The sequence below is a fragment of the Amycolatopsis sp. VS8301801F10 genome, assembly GCF_046195355.1.
Taxonomy (GTDB): domain Bacteria; phylum Actinomycetota; class Actinomycetes; order Mycobacteriales; family Pseudonocardiaceae; genus Amycolatopsis.
Window position 1 is genome coordinate 330535 of sequence record NZ_CP176065.1, and the last position, 14225, is coordinate 344759.

15 protein-coding genes are annotated in these 14225 nt (G+C 70.3%); 6 read left to right on the top strand and 9 right to left on the bottom strand.

Translation table 11 applies throughout. The annotated features are described in order from the left end of the window. Nucleotides 1–23: 23 nt before the first annotated feature. On the top strand, nt 24–647 hold the full coding sequence (locus F9C11_RS01480) for a TetR/AcrR family transcriptional regulator (RefSeq protein ID WP_409183160.1): 624 nt from the start codon (nt 24–26) through the stop codon (nt 645–647). Between the two features lie 5 nt (nt 648–652). After that, a complete protein-coding gene (locus tag F9C11_RS01485) occupies nt 653–1327 on the top strand; it encodes an alpha/beta fold hydrolase (RefSeq protein WP_409183161.1) in 675 nt (224 codons plus the stop codon). Nucleotide 1328: 1 nt separating this feature from the next. Here F9C11_RS01485 and F9C11_RS01490 read toward each other — a convergent pair whose 3' ends face one another. The 3 genes from F9C11_RS01490 to F9C11_RS01500 form a co-directional block, all read right to left on the bottom strand. After that, nucleotides 1329–2915 carry an ATP-binding protein gene (locus tag F9C11_RS01490; protein ID WP_409183162.1) on the bottom strand — a complete coding sequence of 529 codons (1587 nt, stop codon included), beginning with the start codon at nt 2913–2915 and terminating at the stop codon, nt 1329–1331. A gap of 162 nt (nt 2916–3077) precedes the next feature. Next, the gene (locus tag F9C11_RS01495) at nt 3078–3980 is read right to left on the bottom strand and encodes an alpha/beta fold hydrolase (protein WP_409183163.1); all 903 of its coding nucleotides are present in this window, start codon (nt 3978–3980) and stop codon (nt 3078–3080) included. Further along, entirely contained in the window at nt 3977–4885 is a 909-nt protein-coding gene (locus tag F9C11_RS01500; RefSeq protein WP_409183164.1) for an AurF N-oxygenase family protein, read from the bottom strand. The genes F9C11_RS01495 and F9C11_RS01500 overlap by 4 nt, the downstream gene beginning before the upstream one ends. Before the next feature lie 102 nt (nt 4886–4987). Here F9C11_RS01500 and F9C11_RS01505 point away from each other — a divergent pair, with 102 nt between their 5' ends. After that, nucleotides 4988–5776 (top strand): TetR/AcrR family transcriptional regulator, encoded by a 789-nt coding sequence (locus F9C11_RS01505; protein ID WP_409183165.1) that lies wholly within the window; start codon nt 4988–4990, stop codon nt 5774–5776. 14 nt (nt 5777–5790) lie between these two features. Next, complete coding sequence (locus F9C11_RS01510; protein WP_409183166.1) at nt 5791–6111, top strand: DUF4873 domain-containing protein; 321 nt, start codon at nt 5791–5793, stop codon at nt 6109–6111. Between the two features lie 99 nt (nt 6112–6210). Here F9C11_RS01510 and F9C11_RS01515 read toward each other — a convergent pair whose 3' ends face one another. Beyond that, nucleotides 6211–6441 (bottom strand): DUF3107 domain-containing protein, encoded by a 231-nt coding sequence (locus tag F9C11_RS01515; protein ID WP_409183167.1) that lies wholly within the window; start codon nt 6439–6441, stop codon nt 6211–6213. A 104-nt stretch (nt 6442–6545) separates the two neighbouring features. Next, on the bottom strand, nt 6546–7229 hold the full coding sequence (locus tag F9C11_RS01520) for a ferritin-like fold-containing protein (RefSeq protein WP_409183168.1): 684 nt from the start codon (nt 7227–7229) through the stop codon (nt 6546–6548). A 328-nt stretch (nt 7230–7557) separates the two neighbouring features. Between F9C11_RS01520 and F9C11_RS01525 the strand changes: the two genes are divergently transcribed. Together F9C11_RS01525 and F9C11_RS01530 are read left to right on the top strand one after the other, a co-directional pair. Continuing rightward, a complete protein-coding gene (locus tag F9C11_RS01525) occupies nt 7558–9330 on the top strand; it encodes a DEAD/DEAH box helicase (protein ID WP_409183169.1) in 1773 nt (590 codons plus the stop codon). A gap of 1004 nt (nt 9331–10334) precedes the next feature. Further along, a complete protein-coding gene (locus F9C11_RS01530; RefSeq protein ID WP_409186786.1) occupies nt 10335–11666 on the top strand; it encodes a hypothetical protein in 1332 nt (443 codons plus the stop codon). Nucleotides 11667–11673: 7 nt separating this feature from the next. Here F9C11_RS01530 and F9C11_RS01535 read toward each other — a convergent pair whose 3' ends face one another. The 4 genes from F9C11_RS01535 to F9C11_RS01550 form a co-directional block, all read right to left on the bottom strand. Then, on the bottom strand, nt 11674–11898 hold the full coding sequence (locus F9C11_RS01535; RefSeq protein WP_409183170.1) for a hypothetical protein: 225 nt from the start codon (nt 11896–11898) through the stop codon (nt 11674–11676). A 593-nt stretch (nt 11899–12491) separates the two neighbouring features. After that, nucleotides 12492–12668: a hypothetical protein gene (locus F9C11_RS01540; RefSeq protein ID WP_409183171.1), complete on the bottom strand. Its 177-nt coding sequence runs from the start codon at nt 12666–12668 to the stop codon at nt 12492–12494. Nucleotides 12669–12686: 18 nt separating this feature from the next. Continuing rightward, nucleotides 12687–12869 carry a hypothetical protein gene (locus F9C11_RS01545; RefSeq protein WP_409183172.1) on the bottom strand — a complete coding sequence of 61 codons (183 nt, stop codon included), beginning with the start codon at nt 12867–12869 and terminating at the stop codon, nt 12687–12689. Between the two features lie 473 nt (nt 12870–13342). Further along, nucleotides 13343–14218 (bottom strand): RecB family exonuclease, encoded by an 876-nt coding sequence (locus F9C11_RS01550; RefSeq protein ID WP_409183173.1) that lies wholly within the window; start codon nt 14216–14218, stop codon nt 13343–13345. Nucleotides 14219–14225 lie beyond the last annotated feature (7 nt).

Below are 14225 nucleotides of genomic sequence, written 5' to 3' on the forward strand. Positions count from 1 at the left end.
CGAAGGCTGCGGACGGAGGAAGAATGACGGAGATGGCGCGACTGCAACGAGGCGTCCGGTTGCCCCGGACCGAGCGCCGGGCCCAGTTGCTGACGGCCGCGCAGCGCGTCTTCGCCGAGCACGGGTACCACGCGGCGGCGATGGACGAGATCGCCGAGGAGGCCGGGGTCAGCAAGCCCGTCCTCTACCAGCACTTCCCCGGCAAGCTCGACCTGTACATCGCGCTGCTGGAAAGCCACGTCGACGACCTCGTCGGCCGGGTGCAGGGCGCGCTGAACTCCACCACGGACAACCGCCAGCGCGTCCCGGCCACGGTCGGGGCGTTCTTCGACTTCGTGAACAACGACGCGGGCGCGTTCCGCATGGTCTTCGAGTCCGACCTCCGCGGCGAGCCCGCCGTGCAGGAGGCGGTCGACCGCGCGACCTCGGCCAGCGTCGAGGCCATCACCGAGACGATCACCTCCGACGCCGGGCTGGACGAGGAGAAGGCCCGGCTGCTCGCGGTCGGCCTGGTCGGGATGAGCCAGGTCAGCGCGCGTTACTGGCTGCAGCACAACCAGTCGATGAGCCGCGAGGACGCGGTGGCGCTCACCGCGAACCTCGCGTGGCGCGGCATCGGCGGCGGGTTCCCGCTCAAGGACAGCTGACCTCAGTGCGCGTGGTCGCGGTTCCGGGCACGCTCTGCAGCCCGCGGATCTACGCGCCGCTGGCGGCCGCGCTGCCCGGCGAGCTGGACGCGGTCGACTGGATGACCGCGCCCGGCCCGTGGCGGATCGAGGACGTCTCGGCGCGAGTCGCGGACCGGATCGAGCAGCGCGGCCGCCCGGTCACGCTCATCGGACACTCCACTGGCGGCTGTATCGCGGCGACGGTCGCGGCCACCCGGCCGGAACTGGTGTCCGGGCTGCTGCTCGCGAACACCGGCGCGCACATGCGCGGCCACGGCGACGTCGACCGGATCCTCGCCACGATCGCCACCGACTGGGGTCCGGAACTGCACGCGGCGATCCTCGACCGGTCCTTCGCTCGACCGCTGCCGCCCGAGCTGCGCGCCGAACTTCTCGGCTACGCCGCCCGCGTCCCGGCCGAAGCCGCGCTGGAAGTCCTGACGAGCCAACGGGAGCTGGACCTCACGCCGCGGCTGGCGTCGATCCGCTGCCCGGTCGCGGTGCTGCACGGAATCCACGACCGGGCCCGCACCCTCGCGGACGCCCAGCACCTCGTCGACCATCTGCCGGACAGCGAACTCGTCCCCGTCGAGACCGGGCACTCGCCGATCTGGGAGGACGTCCCGGCCACCGTCGCCGCGCTCGAACGGCTCCGCTAGCTCATTCGCGCGGTTTTCGCTGGCGGGGCACCGATCTCGCCGCGCCGGGCAGTTCGACCAGCAGTTGCTCGAGATGGACGCTGTCCGGCAGCGCGCCGCTCGGATCGGTCAGCCAGGTGTCGGATTTGCTTCTCCGGGACGGTTGTTCGCCCTCGGACAACAAGGCGGCGTAGCAGCCGTAGTCGATGGCGAACCCGTCGTAGAGCGTTCCCGGCCGCTTCCGGTTGACGATGCCGCGCCGCACCAGGTGCACGAGCCGGGCGTCGTACAGATCGCGCATGGTCTCGTCGTGCGCGCCGCTCGCGTGGTCGAGCAGGAAAGTGCGGGAGCGCCGCCGGCCGACCACCTCGTCCACCAGCCAGCGAAGCGTCGTCAAGGCCGGTTCGTTCCCGGCGATCGCGGCGTATTTGTCCCGCAGATACCAATCCTGCGCGGCTTGCCGGACGTGCCGGATCCCGATCGTCGCCGTGTTCGCGTGCTGCGCGGCCAGCGCGGCGATGTTGATCGCGTCGCGGGGCACGCCCTCGGCCGCGTGGACAAGTTCGGGAAAGGCCGTGCGGCTGAACGCGGTGGCCACGAACTCCGCGGCGTCGTCGGTCACCGGCATCCGCGGTCGTACGTGGTTGAGGAACAACTCGGCGAAAAACTGCCTCGACTGGCTCCGGCCGTGGTCGAACAGGAGCACGTCGTCGAAGCTGACCGCCGACGCCGCGTCCGCACCGACCTCGATCCCGACGTAATCGCCCTCGCAGCCCGGTTCTCGGAACCGGGACCGGCGTTCGATCGCCGCGATCTTGACCGTCGTCCCGCGCGTCGGGAGCACGCTGCGGCGCAGCAGATCCGCCAGCAATGGTTGCAGCTCAAGGGGAATCGAACTCCACTCGTCCAGCAAAAGCCACAGCCGGGCCGGCGCCAGCGCGGCCGTGACCCGCGCCAGCGCCCGGCTGAGCGGACCGAAAATGACCTGGTGATGCTCGGTTCCGGTGCGCCGCAACCGATCCGAGGCCGTCACCGACTGCCGGCTGCTGCCCGACATCGTCACCTGACCACGCGGACCGCCCGGCCCCCAGGACGCCGACGCTCCGGCGCTGCTCGCCTGCTCCGCGGAGCCGCCGACCGTGGTCTCGCGCTCGACATTGCCGACGACCTCGACCGTCGTCGCCGCCTCGGTCAGCTCGTCCAGGCCCTGCAGCAGGCCTTCCTGGTCGGAAACTCTCGTCTCGATCGCGGTGGTCAGCAGCTGTTCGTGCACCGCTTCCAGCGTGTCGACCAGCAACTGCGTGCCCCGAAGCGGCACCGGCAGCTGCTGATTCGCGTACAGGCCGCTGGTGGAGCCGATCGTGCGCAAATCCAGGTACACCGCGACGTCGTGGGTTTCCTCGACCAGATCGGCCAGATAGAGCAGGGCGTGCGTTTTCCCGGTGCCGCGGCGGCCGTAAAGGATCTGATGGTCGGCGGAATGCAGAATCGCCGAGAACGACCCGGCCACCACGAAGGTTTTGGCCAGCGTATGCCGGTCCACGCTCTCCGCCCGCCGGGAAATCGCCATCAGGCTCCGGTTGACGTGCGCGCTCAGCGGCTGCCCCATGCCCGTCCTGTCCCGTCGGCGACATCCCAGCCACCCAGCGTGACAGCGCCGGGCGACCAGGAACAGCCGACAGTCAGGTACGAGCGCGGAAAAGGCGAACGCGCACGGTCACGAATGCGTGGCTCTCGTGAGTGTTCATGCCGGTCCTCCCGGCAAAGACATTCACGAAACCCGCAGCAGCGCCCCGATGCGTTTCGCGACCTCGCCCGCCCGTTCCTGCGGCAACATGTGCCCGGCGCCGGGAAAACGGACAAACTCCGCGTCCGGCAACTCGTCCGCGATCACTTTCGCGTGCGGCAGCGGGCAAAGCCGGTCCTTTTCCCCGGCCAGCACCACCGACGGGGTGCCGCGCAAAGTCGCCAGCGCGACGCGGCGGTCGTGCGTCGAAATCGCGTCCTGGAACGCGCCGAGGCTCGCCGGATGCGCGCACAGCAGCTGATCCGCCACCAGCCGGAGGTCGGCGCGCCGGGGGTGGTCGCCGAAAACGAGGAACCGCGCGCCCGAACGCACCATCGCCGGGCTCAACGGCAGCCGCTCGCCTTTGCGGTGCGACAACGCTTTCGCCAGCCGTCGCTCGAACCGCGCGGAGAACTGTCCCGCCATTCCGGGCAGCCCCAACGTGATCCGGTCCATCTGCCCCGACGACGTCGCCACGAACGCCGCTCCGACGACCCGGTCCCGGACCAGGTCCGGATGCCGCTCGGCGAGCGCCATCATGGTCATGCCGCCCATCGAATGCCCGGCGAGCACCAGCGGACCCGACGGCACGCGCGCGGCGATCAGCTCGGCCAGATCGTCGGCCAGCCGCGGAATCGTCCCGGTTTCCTTGGTCGCGGGCGCGGAACCGCCGTGCCCGCGCAGGTCGTAGCGCAACGTCCGGACGCCCGGGCCGAGGTGCTCCATGACGCCGTCCCACGTGCGGTGGTCCTGCGTCCAGCCGTGCACCAGCACGAGCGTCACCGCGGCGTCGGCCGGACCGCTCAGTTCGACGTGCAGCGCACAGCCGTCGCTGGTCACGAACCGATGCTCGCGAGCCGGATTGCGAAGCCGCTCTACGGTGGTCATTTGCCCTCCGGCAACAGGAAAGACTTGCGCCAGAACGGTTTCCCTGGCAACCCGACCAGCCCGGACTCCTGCAGGAACGGCATGATCTTCTCCCCCGCCCACGCGATCGTCGCGCGCCAATGCGGGTTGTTGAGCGCCGTCTCGACGCCCTCGCGCGGCCGGATCCCGACCGCCTTGTAGACGTTCGGGTTGATGAACGCCCGCGTCACGAAGTACGAGATCAGCGCGATGCTGAACTGCTGGTAGGCGACCTCCGCGCGACCCAGTTTCGCCATGCCGCGGGTGACTTCCTCGCGGGCGAAGGTGACGTGCCGCGCCTCCTCCAGCACGTGGATCCGGTTGACCATCCGGACCAGCGGCTGGATCTGGTCGTCGTTCATCTGCTCGCGCTGCAGCCGGTCGAGCACCTCCTCGGCCACCAGGATCGCGCCGTAGCGCGCCGGGCCGTAGGAAATGGTCGGCATCAGCTTCGCGAGCTGCCGCAGCACCGGCACCGGGCCGTAGGTCGGGCAGCCGATCCGCGCGGACATCCTCGCGAACATCGTGGAGTGCCGGCATTCGTCGGCGATCTCGGTGAGCGCGAACTGCGCGTGCGCGGTCGTCGGGTCCTGTTCGTAGACCTCCTTGAGCAGCATCTGCATCAAGAGGATCTCGAACCACAGCCCGGTGGTCGCGATGCTGGCCATCTCGTGCTTGCCCAGCTCGATCCGCTGCTCCGGGCTCAGCCGGTCCCACAGCGGAGTGCCGTAGAGCGACGAGCGCTCCGGCAGGATGTACCGCTTGCCCTCGACCAGCGGCGCGTCCCAGTCGATGTCGACGTCCGGATCGTAGAACTTGTTCGCCGCCGACTTCAGCAACCGCTGTGCCGTCGCCTCCCGGTCGGTCACCTTGAGCGTCCGCGTCATCATCAGCCCCTTCCAGCGCCTGACTCGCCGTTGAATCGAGAAGCCGCGTACCGCCTGCTCCCACAGAACATGTAACCCGTGGTAACAGTTACCTCTGGTAGCATGACCGCCGTGATCGAACGTGTCAAGCGCTCCAGCAAGCAGTCCGGCAAGCAGGCGGCCGACACCGGGAAAGATCCGGCGGACACCGGGGACGCCCGCCGCGATCGCTGGCGCAAGCACCGCATCGCGCGCCGCGCGGAGTTCGTCGAAGCGGCCCTGCGCGCGCTCGACGCGCACGGTCCCGAACTCGGCATGGAGGACGTCGCCGCGGAAGCCGGCGTCACGAAACCCGTGCTGTACCGGCATTTCGAGGACAAGGCCGACCTGTACGTCGCACTCGGCCAGCGCGGCACGGAGATCCTGTTCGAGCGGCTCATCCCCGCGATCAACGCGGAACTCGCGCCGGTGCCGCGGATCCGGATGGCGCTCGACGCGTTCTTCGGCGTCATCGAAGAACACCCGAACCTGTACCGCTTGCTGGCACACGGCGGGCTGCCGGGCAAAACCGTCGATTCGGACGTCGTCGCGGAGGACAAGGAGGTCATCGCCACCGCGCTGACCGCCCTGCTCGGCGACTACATGCGGATGTTCAACATGGACTCCGGCGCGGCCGAACCGTGGGCGCACGGGATCGTCGGCATGGTCCAGAGCACCGGCGAATGGTGGCTGGACCGGCGTTCGATGGGCCGCGATTCGGTGGTCGAGTACCTCACCCAGATCATCTGGGCGGCGATCGACGGGCTCACCCGCCAGCAAGGCGTGGTGATCGACCCGAACCTGCCGCTCGAGGAGAACAAGGTCGTCCAGCTCGGACGCACCGAAGAAGGCACGAACAGCGACGCAGGCTGACGAGAGGACTCCGGATGAGCGACGAAGACGGCTACACGGGCACCGCGACGCTGGTCGTCGACGGCGAGCAGGTGTCCGCCGAGGTCGATCTGCGCGGCTATTTCCAGCCGATCGACGGGTATTACCACTGGTACGGCCGCGTCGCCGCGAACCCGAAGCTGGCCGAGGCGATCGGCGGGCGGAAGAAGGCGTGCGAGGTGCGGGTCGGCGAGCACACCGCCGAGGGCGAGCTGTCCGATCCCGACCCGTGGGGCCGCTACCGGCTCACCGGCACGTCCACGCCGCCGTTCGCGGTCCCGAAGACGCTGGCCGAGGTCGAGGAAGCGACTGCCTGACCCGCCTGACCCCGCCTGACCCTGCCTGACCAGGGCTGATTACGCGAAAAGGCCGCTCCGGAAGCGATCTCCGGGGCGGCCTTTCGTGTACGGCTTGGCTCAGTCGCCGACGCCGAACCCGACCTTGCGGACGTCGGACGGGGCGATCTCGACGTACGCGATGCGGTCGGACGGGACCAGGTACTTGCGGCCCTTCTCGTCGTTGAGGCGGAAGAGCCCGTCACCGGCCGTCAGCGCCTCGGCGACCAGCCTCTCCACCTCTTCGGGAGTCTGGCCACTGGACACCACCAGCTCGCGCGGCGTGTCCTTGATGCCGATCTTGACCTCCACGTGGGACCTCCGCTGGAAACTCGTTGTGACTACGCCCGGCAAGGCTAACCGAAGCGGGCCGCCGCGGTGGCGCGCGACCAGCGGGTGATTCGCGACCACTCGGCTCAGCCCAGCCCCAGTGCCTGCATGCGCTTGGTGTGCCCCTGCTGCAACCGGCGGAACAGCGCGCCGATTCCCGCGAGGTCGCCGGACCCGGCGACGATCAGTTCGGCCAGGCCATCGCGTTCGGCCACCACGTACTGCGCCTGGGTGAGCGCCTCGCCGAGCAGCCGCCGCCCCCACAGCGCGAGCTTGTCGCGGGCCTTCGGATCGGCCTTGATCCCGGCCGCGACTTCGCGCTCGGCGAACGCCGAATGCCCGGTGTCGGCGAGCACGGTCAGCACCAGCTCCTTGGTCTCCGGGTCGAGCCAGTTCGCGATCTCGCGGTAGAGGTCGGCCGCGAGCCCGTCCCCGACGTACGCCTTGACCAGCGACTCCAGCCACGATTTGGGCCGGGTGGAGGCGTGCCAGGCGTCCACCTGCGACACGAACGGGGCCATCGCGTCCTCGACCGCGACGCCGTTCGCGGCCAGATGCTTCGTCAGCAGATCGAGGTGCCCGATCTCGGCGGCCGCCATCGAGGCGAGCGCGGCGCGGCCGGCGAGCGTCGGCGCGCTGCGGGCGTCCTCGGCCATCCGGTCGAACGCGGACAGCTCCAGGTAGGCGATCACGCCGAGCAGGTCGACGACGCCTTCGCTGATCGTGGGCGGGGATGCGGCGGGCTCTGCGGGCACGGCGGGGTCGGTCACGGCGACGAGGGTATCGCCGAACCGCAGGCCCGCGCCGCGAAGAGACCGATCCCACGCCGCGCCGCCGCTCCCGGTATTCCCCGGAAAACGGCTGACCAGGTAGAGTGGGGAGGGATAAACAGAAGCTTCGCCGCGCCGGACCGCCTTTTTCTCAAGGGTCCCGGGAGCGGCGGGAACCAGGCGAACGGCCGGTGCCACCAGGGCAGCCGGGGTTCGCCGCAAGTGTGCGTGCACGCCTCCCAGCGGCATTCCCGGGAGGGCGGCTCCGGCACCACTGGCCTCCATCGCAGAGGCCGCGGTGCGAGTCAGGCCCCCGGTCGAGTGTCGAGTGACAACCGGCCTGTGCGCGCTGGTCACGAGAGAGGCGATCACCCTGACCGCAGAACAGTCCACAACCGAACAGACCGAAACCGCGCAGGCCAGCCCCGCTGTCGCCCTCGAGCACAGCGAAAACGGGCCGGCCGCGCTGGACACGTCGCACCCGCTGCAGGCCGGTGCCCCGGTGACCGAGGAGTCGCCGACGTTCGCGTCGTTCGGAGTGAAACCCGAAATCGTCAAAGCGCTCGCCGAGGCGGGCATCGAGCACACGTTCGCCATCCAGGCACTGACCCTGCCGCTGGCCATGGCCGGCGACGACCTCATCGGCCAGGCCCGCACCGGCATGGGCAAGACGCTCGGCTTCGGCGTGCCGCTGCTGCACCGCGTGCAGGTGCCCGGCGACGGCACCCCGCAGGTGCTGGTCGTGGTGCCCACGCGCGAGCTGTGCATCCAGGTCGCGAACGACCTGAAGGGCGCGGGCAAGCACCTCGGCATCCGCACGCTGGCGATTTACGGCGGGCGGCCGTACGAGCCGCAGATCGAGGCGCTGCGCAAGGGCGTCGACGTCGTCATCGGGACGCCGGGCCGGCTGCTCGACCTGGCCGAACAGCAGCACCTGGTGCTGGGCAAGATCCGCGGGCTCGTCCTCGACGAGGCCGACGAGATGCTGGACCTCGGCTTCCTTCCGGACATCGAGCGGATCCTCCGGATGGTGCCGGACGAGCGGCAGACGATGCTGTTCTCCGCCACGATGCCGGGCCCGATCATCACGCTCGCGCGGACGTTCCTGAACCAGCCCACGCACATCCGGGCCGAGGAGAACGACGCGGGCGCGATCCACGAGCGCACGGCGCAGTTCGTCTACCGCGCGCACTCGATGGACAAGACGGAGCTGATCGCGCGGGCGCTGCAGGCCGAGGGCCGCGGGCTCACGATGATCTTCAGCCGCACCAAGCGCACCGCCCAGAAGATCGCCGACGACCTGGTCGAACGCGGTTTCGCCGCGGCCGCGGTGCACGGCGACCTCGGACAGGGCGCGCGCGAGCAGGCGCTGCGCGCGTTCCGCTCGGGCAAGGTCGACGTGCTGGTGGCGACGGACGTCGCGGCGCGCGGCATCGACATCGACGACGTCACGCACGTGATCAATTACCAGTGCCCGGAGGACGAGAAGACCTACGTGCACCGCATCGGCCGCACCGGCCGCGCGGGCCGCACCGGGGTCGCGATCACCCTGGTCGACTGGGACGAGGAAGCGCGCTGGAAACTGATCTCGGACACGCTGGGCCTCGACCTGGCGGAGCCGGTGGAGACGTACTCGTCGTCGCCGCACCTGTTCAGCGACCTGGGCATCCCGGAGGGTACGAAGGGCCGCTTGCCGCTGTCGAAGCGCACGCGAGCCGGCCTGTCCGCGGAAAAGGAAGAAGACCTGGGCGGCAAACGCCGCGGCGGCCGTCGAGGTTCTGCCGCTTCTGCTTCTTCGGAAGAGGAAGCCCCGCGCAAACGCAACCGAACCCCGCGCAAACGAACCCGAGGCGGCGCTCGTGCGGCCGCGGCGGTAGAAGCCGCGGACGCCACCGCTTCGACGGCGTCGGACCAGCAGGAAGAACGCCCCCGGACGCGCCGCCGCACCCGCTCGGGAGCAGACGCGACCGGCCCGGCGACCTCCACCGGCAACGCCACCCCCGCGACGACGTCCGACTCCGGAGAGACCGCGGAACGCCCGGCCCGCCGCCGCCGTCGCCGCCGCCCGTCCGCATCTGATACACCTGCGTCGGCAGACTGAGCGACACACCGGGAGTCAGTTACGTGAACGACCACGGGAACGGCACCGACGAAACGCCCCCCGAACCCGGATCGAACGTAGCGGGCACTCCCGCGAATCCCGACGAACGCCCCCGGCCGGACTTTCCGGCCGGGGCGCACGTCTCGGAGGGAGGTGCTGCGGGGGCCGGTCCGACTTCGCCGTCGGCTGACCAGTCCTCCGCAACCGCCGGGCTGCCGACTCCTGCCGAGGCTTCCGCCGGATCCGGACGCGCTGAGGCCGTCCCGGGCTCTGCGGGAAGCGCTGCCGCACCAGCCGGAGGCCCGGCCCAGGCTCATGCGGAATCGCCCGGGGCCGCTGAGGCGTCCTCGCCCTTCGCGGGAAACACCCCCGGATCTGCCGCGCCAGCTCCAGACTCCCCTGCCGCGACCCCAAGCAGCCCTGCCGCCGCGAACCCGGCCGAAGCTTCCGCCGGGTCACAGAGGCCTGTTGAGGCCGCCAACTCCGCAGGAAACACCCCGGCAGCAGCCCCAAGCAGCCCTGCCACCGCGAACCCGGCCGAGGCTTCCCCCGGAGCACACGGGCCCACCGAGGCCGCCTCCCCCTCCGCAGGAAGCACCCCCGCACCAGCTGCAGACTCCCCTGCCGCAACCTCAAGCAGCCCGGTCACCGCCAACCCGGCCGAAGCTTCCCCCGAAGCACACAAGCCCGCCGAGGCCGCCTCCCCCTCCGCAGGAAACACCCCCGCACCAGCTGCAGACTCCCCTGCCGCAACCTCAAGCAGCCCGGTCACCGCCAACCCGGCCCAAGCTTCCCCCGAAGCACACAAGCCCACCGAGGCCGCCTCCCCCTCCACAGGAAACACCCCCGCACCAGCTGCAGACTCCCCCGCGGCAACCCCGAGCAGCCCTCCCGCCGCATCGCCAGTTCGCGGCCCCCAATCCGCAGACCCGGCCGCCCAGGCTTCAGCCTCAGACGCCACCCCCGCGATCCCGCCGGTCACCGCCGAGGAGCAAACCGGCCCGATCGCGCGCGTCACCGACGAACCCGCCGCGGGCGGCAGCACCGCCGCCAGGTCGTACGGTTCCGAAAACCTCCTCCCCCGCCAACCCGCCGCAGATCCCGTTGCGCCGCCCGGCAAAGCCCGCCGTTCGCCGTGGAATCGCGGGCGGGACCGGTTGATCGCGGGGGCGATCGTCGTCGTGGTCGCGGTGGTCGCCGCGATCGTCGCCGCCACCAGCGACAATCTGCACACCAGCCGCGCGCTCGCGGATCCGCCGCACGCGCTCCCCGCGCCGCCGTCCTCGGTGCCCGGGTCGATGACGCAGCTGTGGCAGGCCCCGAGTTCGGCGACGCCGATCCCGATCGGACAGTCCGACACCGTCACCACCGCGGACGGCAGCGAGGTCGCCGGCCGCGATCCGCTCACCGGGCAGATCCGCTGGCACTACACCCGCGAGAACCTGCAACTGTGCACTGTGGACACTGCATGGGGACGGGTGAACGCGGTGTACCACAAGACCATGGGCTGCAGCGAGGTCACCCAGCTCGACCCCGCCACCGGCCGCATCACCGCCCAGCGCAACGGCGACGCCGAACTCGGCACCCGTCTCGTCAACGACGGCAGCCACGTCACGACGACCGGCAAACATCTTCTCGACACGTGGCGCGACGATCTCGTGAAGAGCATGGAGTACGGCAAAGTCCCGTTCCTGCAAAATGCGAACAAGCAACCGCGCCCCAACTGCACCTACGGCACGGTAGCAGTGGCCGCCGACAAAATCGGCGTGATCGAACGCTGCCCCGGCGACCGTACGGACCGGCTGACTGTCTACAAGGCGACCGCCGAGCACGAGGACGAACCGAAGGTCACCTACACCGCCCTGCTGGCCGGCAAGCGAGCCCGGGTCATCGCGATGTCGGGCGACCTCACCGGGGTGCTGCTGCCGGACCAGAAGCTGTACGTCGTCTACGGCGCGGACGGTTCGCAAAAAGCCGCCTACCCAATGGAACTCCCCGCCGCGGACACCGCGAACGACCCCGTCGGCGGCACCGAAGCAACGACCCGCACCGCGGCGGGGATCTACTGGTTCAGCGGCTCCAAAACCGTTGCGCTGTCCCGAGACGACCTGTCGCCCCGCTGGACCCTGGACGGCACGCTAGGCCCAGGAATCACCTTCGCGACCCAACTGGTAGTCCCGATCCGCGGCGGACTGGCCGTACTGAACGAAACGAACGGCGCGACCCTCCGCACAGTAGGCGTCGACCGCGGCGCCTACACCGGCCCAGTCCGCCTCACCGCGCTGGGCCCGATACTGCTGGAACAACGCGGCCCGACCCTGGCCGCCCTGCGCTGACCTGGCGTCAGAACCACCACAACACCCCGAACGCCACTCCCGCGACGACCAGCACGCCAACCCCCGCCCCCACCGCCACTTTCCCGGTGCGGTGGTCGGCAATCCGTTGCAGCGCAAGCATCCCGACGGCCGCGACCGGATGCCCGACCACCTTGAGCAAGCCAGGCCCGGGTGCCCCGTTCACGAGACACAACAAGCCCACGACAAGCACCCCGACGGCCAAGACTGCCATCCCCGCAGCGACCGACCCGGTGAACCCACGCCACCACCGCCCGCGGGGTTTGCGCCTCGCGGACGCTCCAAAGTGCTCAGATGCTGCCTTGGCTGACGCCGCATCACCGCCGGTCGCGTCATCGTGCGCGCGGGTTTCCTGGATAACCGCAGCCTCGTGGTTGCTTCCCGCACCGTTGGCCGCCGAGTGATGGATAACCGCAGCATCCCCCGCCGAGGCACGCTGAGCCTCCGCCGCATCGCTCACGGTGTGACTGTTTGCCGCTGAGTCATGGATAATCGCAGCGGTGCGCCTCGCAGCTGCACGATCATTCGCCGACTCGCGGAGCGCCGCACGGGCAGCGGACTCGCGAACTTGAGCTGCAGCCCCGTTCTCCGCTCCGCCATTCACAGCCGCACGACCAGCAGCCGCACGATCCGCCGCCGCACCGCCGTCCATAGCCGAACCGCCATTGGTGGCCGCGATGTCGGCACGACCCTCCGCCGCGCCGCTGACGCCCCTCGCAACGCCACCGGAACGCACACCGCGATCCCCCACCGCACCGGCAGCGGCCGCGCGAACTTGAGCTGCAGCCCCGTTCTCCGCTCCGCCATTCACAGCCGCACGATCATCCGCCACCGCACTGCTGTCCACAGCGGAACCACCATTCCCGCCCGCAGCATCAGAACGACCCGCCGCCGCGCCGACACCCCTCGCAACCCCACCGGAACGCACACCGCAGTTCCCCGCCGCACCGGCAGCGACCGCCCGATCTTGAGCCGCAGCCCCATTCTCCGCGCCGCCACCACTCACAGCCGCACGATCCGCCACCGCACTACTGTCCACAGCGGAAGCACCATTCCCGCCCGCAGCATCAGAACGACCCGCCGCGGGGCCGACACCCCTTGCAACGCCACCGGAACGCACACCGCGGTCCCCTGCCGAACGGGCGGCAGCCGCCTGATCTTGAGCCGCAGCCCCGTTCCCCGCACCACCACTCACCGCCGCAGCACCGCCGTCCACAGCCGAGCCATCACTCAAGCCCGCAGCATCAGCACGCCCCTCCACCGAGCCGCCGACACCCCTCGCACCCCCACCAGAACGCACACCGCGATCCCCCACCACACCGGCAGCGACCCCGCGAACTTGACCCGCCACCCCGTCCCCCGCACCACCACTCACCGCCGCACGGCCAGCAGCCGTGCGACGACCCGCCGCATCACCAGCACGGCCCTCCGCACGAAGTTCACCGCCATTTCTCACCACGGCAAGATCCTCCCCCGCGGCACCGCGAACGCCCCGCTCCTGAGCCGCCCAGTGAGCGTCCCGATCTTCAATCCCCGCACCGCGAACCCCGGCGCCCCTGGCATCACCACCCGGGGCAGTAGCAGCCTCACCGTGGGCCGGTTCCTCCATGTTCGGTGCCGCCACGATCCTCGGGTCCAATCCACATCTCGGGAAACCCCTACGGCGCAAGCAAATCCCACGGTTGCGCGGCAGGGGCGGTCTGCTGTCCCGCCACGCAGCTCGGGCGGAAGTCGCACCATGCGCAGCGGCGGTCGGGGCGGGCGGGGAACAACGTGTCTCCGTCGCCGCCCGCGTCCAGGGTATCTGCTGCCAACCGCAGATCTCCGGCGGTCTCCTCGGCGCGTTCCAGGTGCCGCTTCAAGGTTTCCGGCGTGTGTTCCGCCGCGGCGATCGTGCCGGACGGCAGGTGGTGCAACTCGACCTTCGTGCACGGCATGCGCAAGGTGCGGCTGGCCGCCACGGCGTACATCGCCAAGGCCTGCGAAGCACGGGCCTCGTGTTCGTCCGGCGCTCGGCGGCCGGTTTTGTAGTCCACGATCACCAGTTCGCCGCCGCGCTGGTCGATTCGGTCGGCTCGGCCTTCGATGATCATCGTCGGGCGGCCGCCGGTCGTGCTGACCGGCGCGGACACCCAGCGTTCCAGGCCCACCGGATCGTCGCTGACGTCGTTGTCCTCCACGTACTCCGCGACCCAGCCTTTCGCGCGCGCACGGTAGCGCGCGGCCTGGTCGTCGTCCGCGAAACCGGCGTCCTTCCAGTGCTCGGCCACCAGCGCGATCGCCCGCTGCGGCGTCCGTTTCGCCACTGGCAGGTCGAAAAGCGCCCGCAACGCGTTGTGCACCACCGCGCCCAGCGTGCTGTGCGCCCACGGCCCGGTGCGCTGCGGCGTCGGCCGATCGAGGTACGCCAGCCGGTACCGGCGCGGACAATCGTCAAAGGTGCTCAGCCGCGCCGGCGACACCTTGGTGAGCCGCTGCGGTTGCTCGACGCCGAAGTCGAACCCCAGCTGTTCTTTCACGCCGCCCCCTTCCATCGCCGCC

Bases quoted from the DNA above. Each gene is read 5' to 3' on its own strand.
- F9C11_RS01480 (WP_409183160.1), top strand. From the start codon at position 24: ATGACGGAGATGGCGCGACTGCAACGAGGCGTCCGGTTGCCCCGGACC.
- F9C11_RS01490 (WP_409183162.1), bottom strand. From the start codon at position 2,915: ATGGGGCAGCCGCTGAGCGCGCACGTCAACCGGAGCCTGATGGCGATT.
- F9C11_RS01495 (WP_409183163.1), bottom strand. From the start codon at position 3,980: ATGACCACCGTAGAGCGGCTTCGCAATCCGGCTCGCGAGCATCGGTTC.
- F9C11_RS01500 (WP_409183164.1), bottom strand. From the start codon at position 4,885: ATGACGCGGACGCTCAAGGTGACCGACCGGGAGGCGACGGCACAGCGG.
- F9C11_RS01505 (WP_409183165.1), top strand. From the start codon at position 4,988: ATGACCGCCGTGATCGAACGTGTCAAGCGCTCCAGCAAGCAGTCCGGC.
- F9C11_RS01510 (WP_409183166.1), top strand. From the start codon at position 5,791: ATGAGCGACGAAGACGGCTACACGGGCACCGCGACGCTGGTCGTCGAC.
- F9C11_RS01535 (WP_409183170.1), bottom strand. From the start codon at position 11,898: ATGGCAGTCTTGGCCGTCGGGGTGCTTGTCGTGGGCTTGTTGTGTCTC.
- F9C11_RS01540 (WP_409183171.1), bottom strand. From the start codon at position 12,668: ATGGGGCTGCGGCTCAAGATCGGGCGGTCGCTGCCGGTGCGGCGGGGA.
- F9C11_RS01550 (WP_409183173.1), bottom strand. From the start codon at position 14,218: ATGGAAGGGGGCGGCGTGAAAGAACAGCTGGGGTTCGACTTCGGCGTC.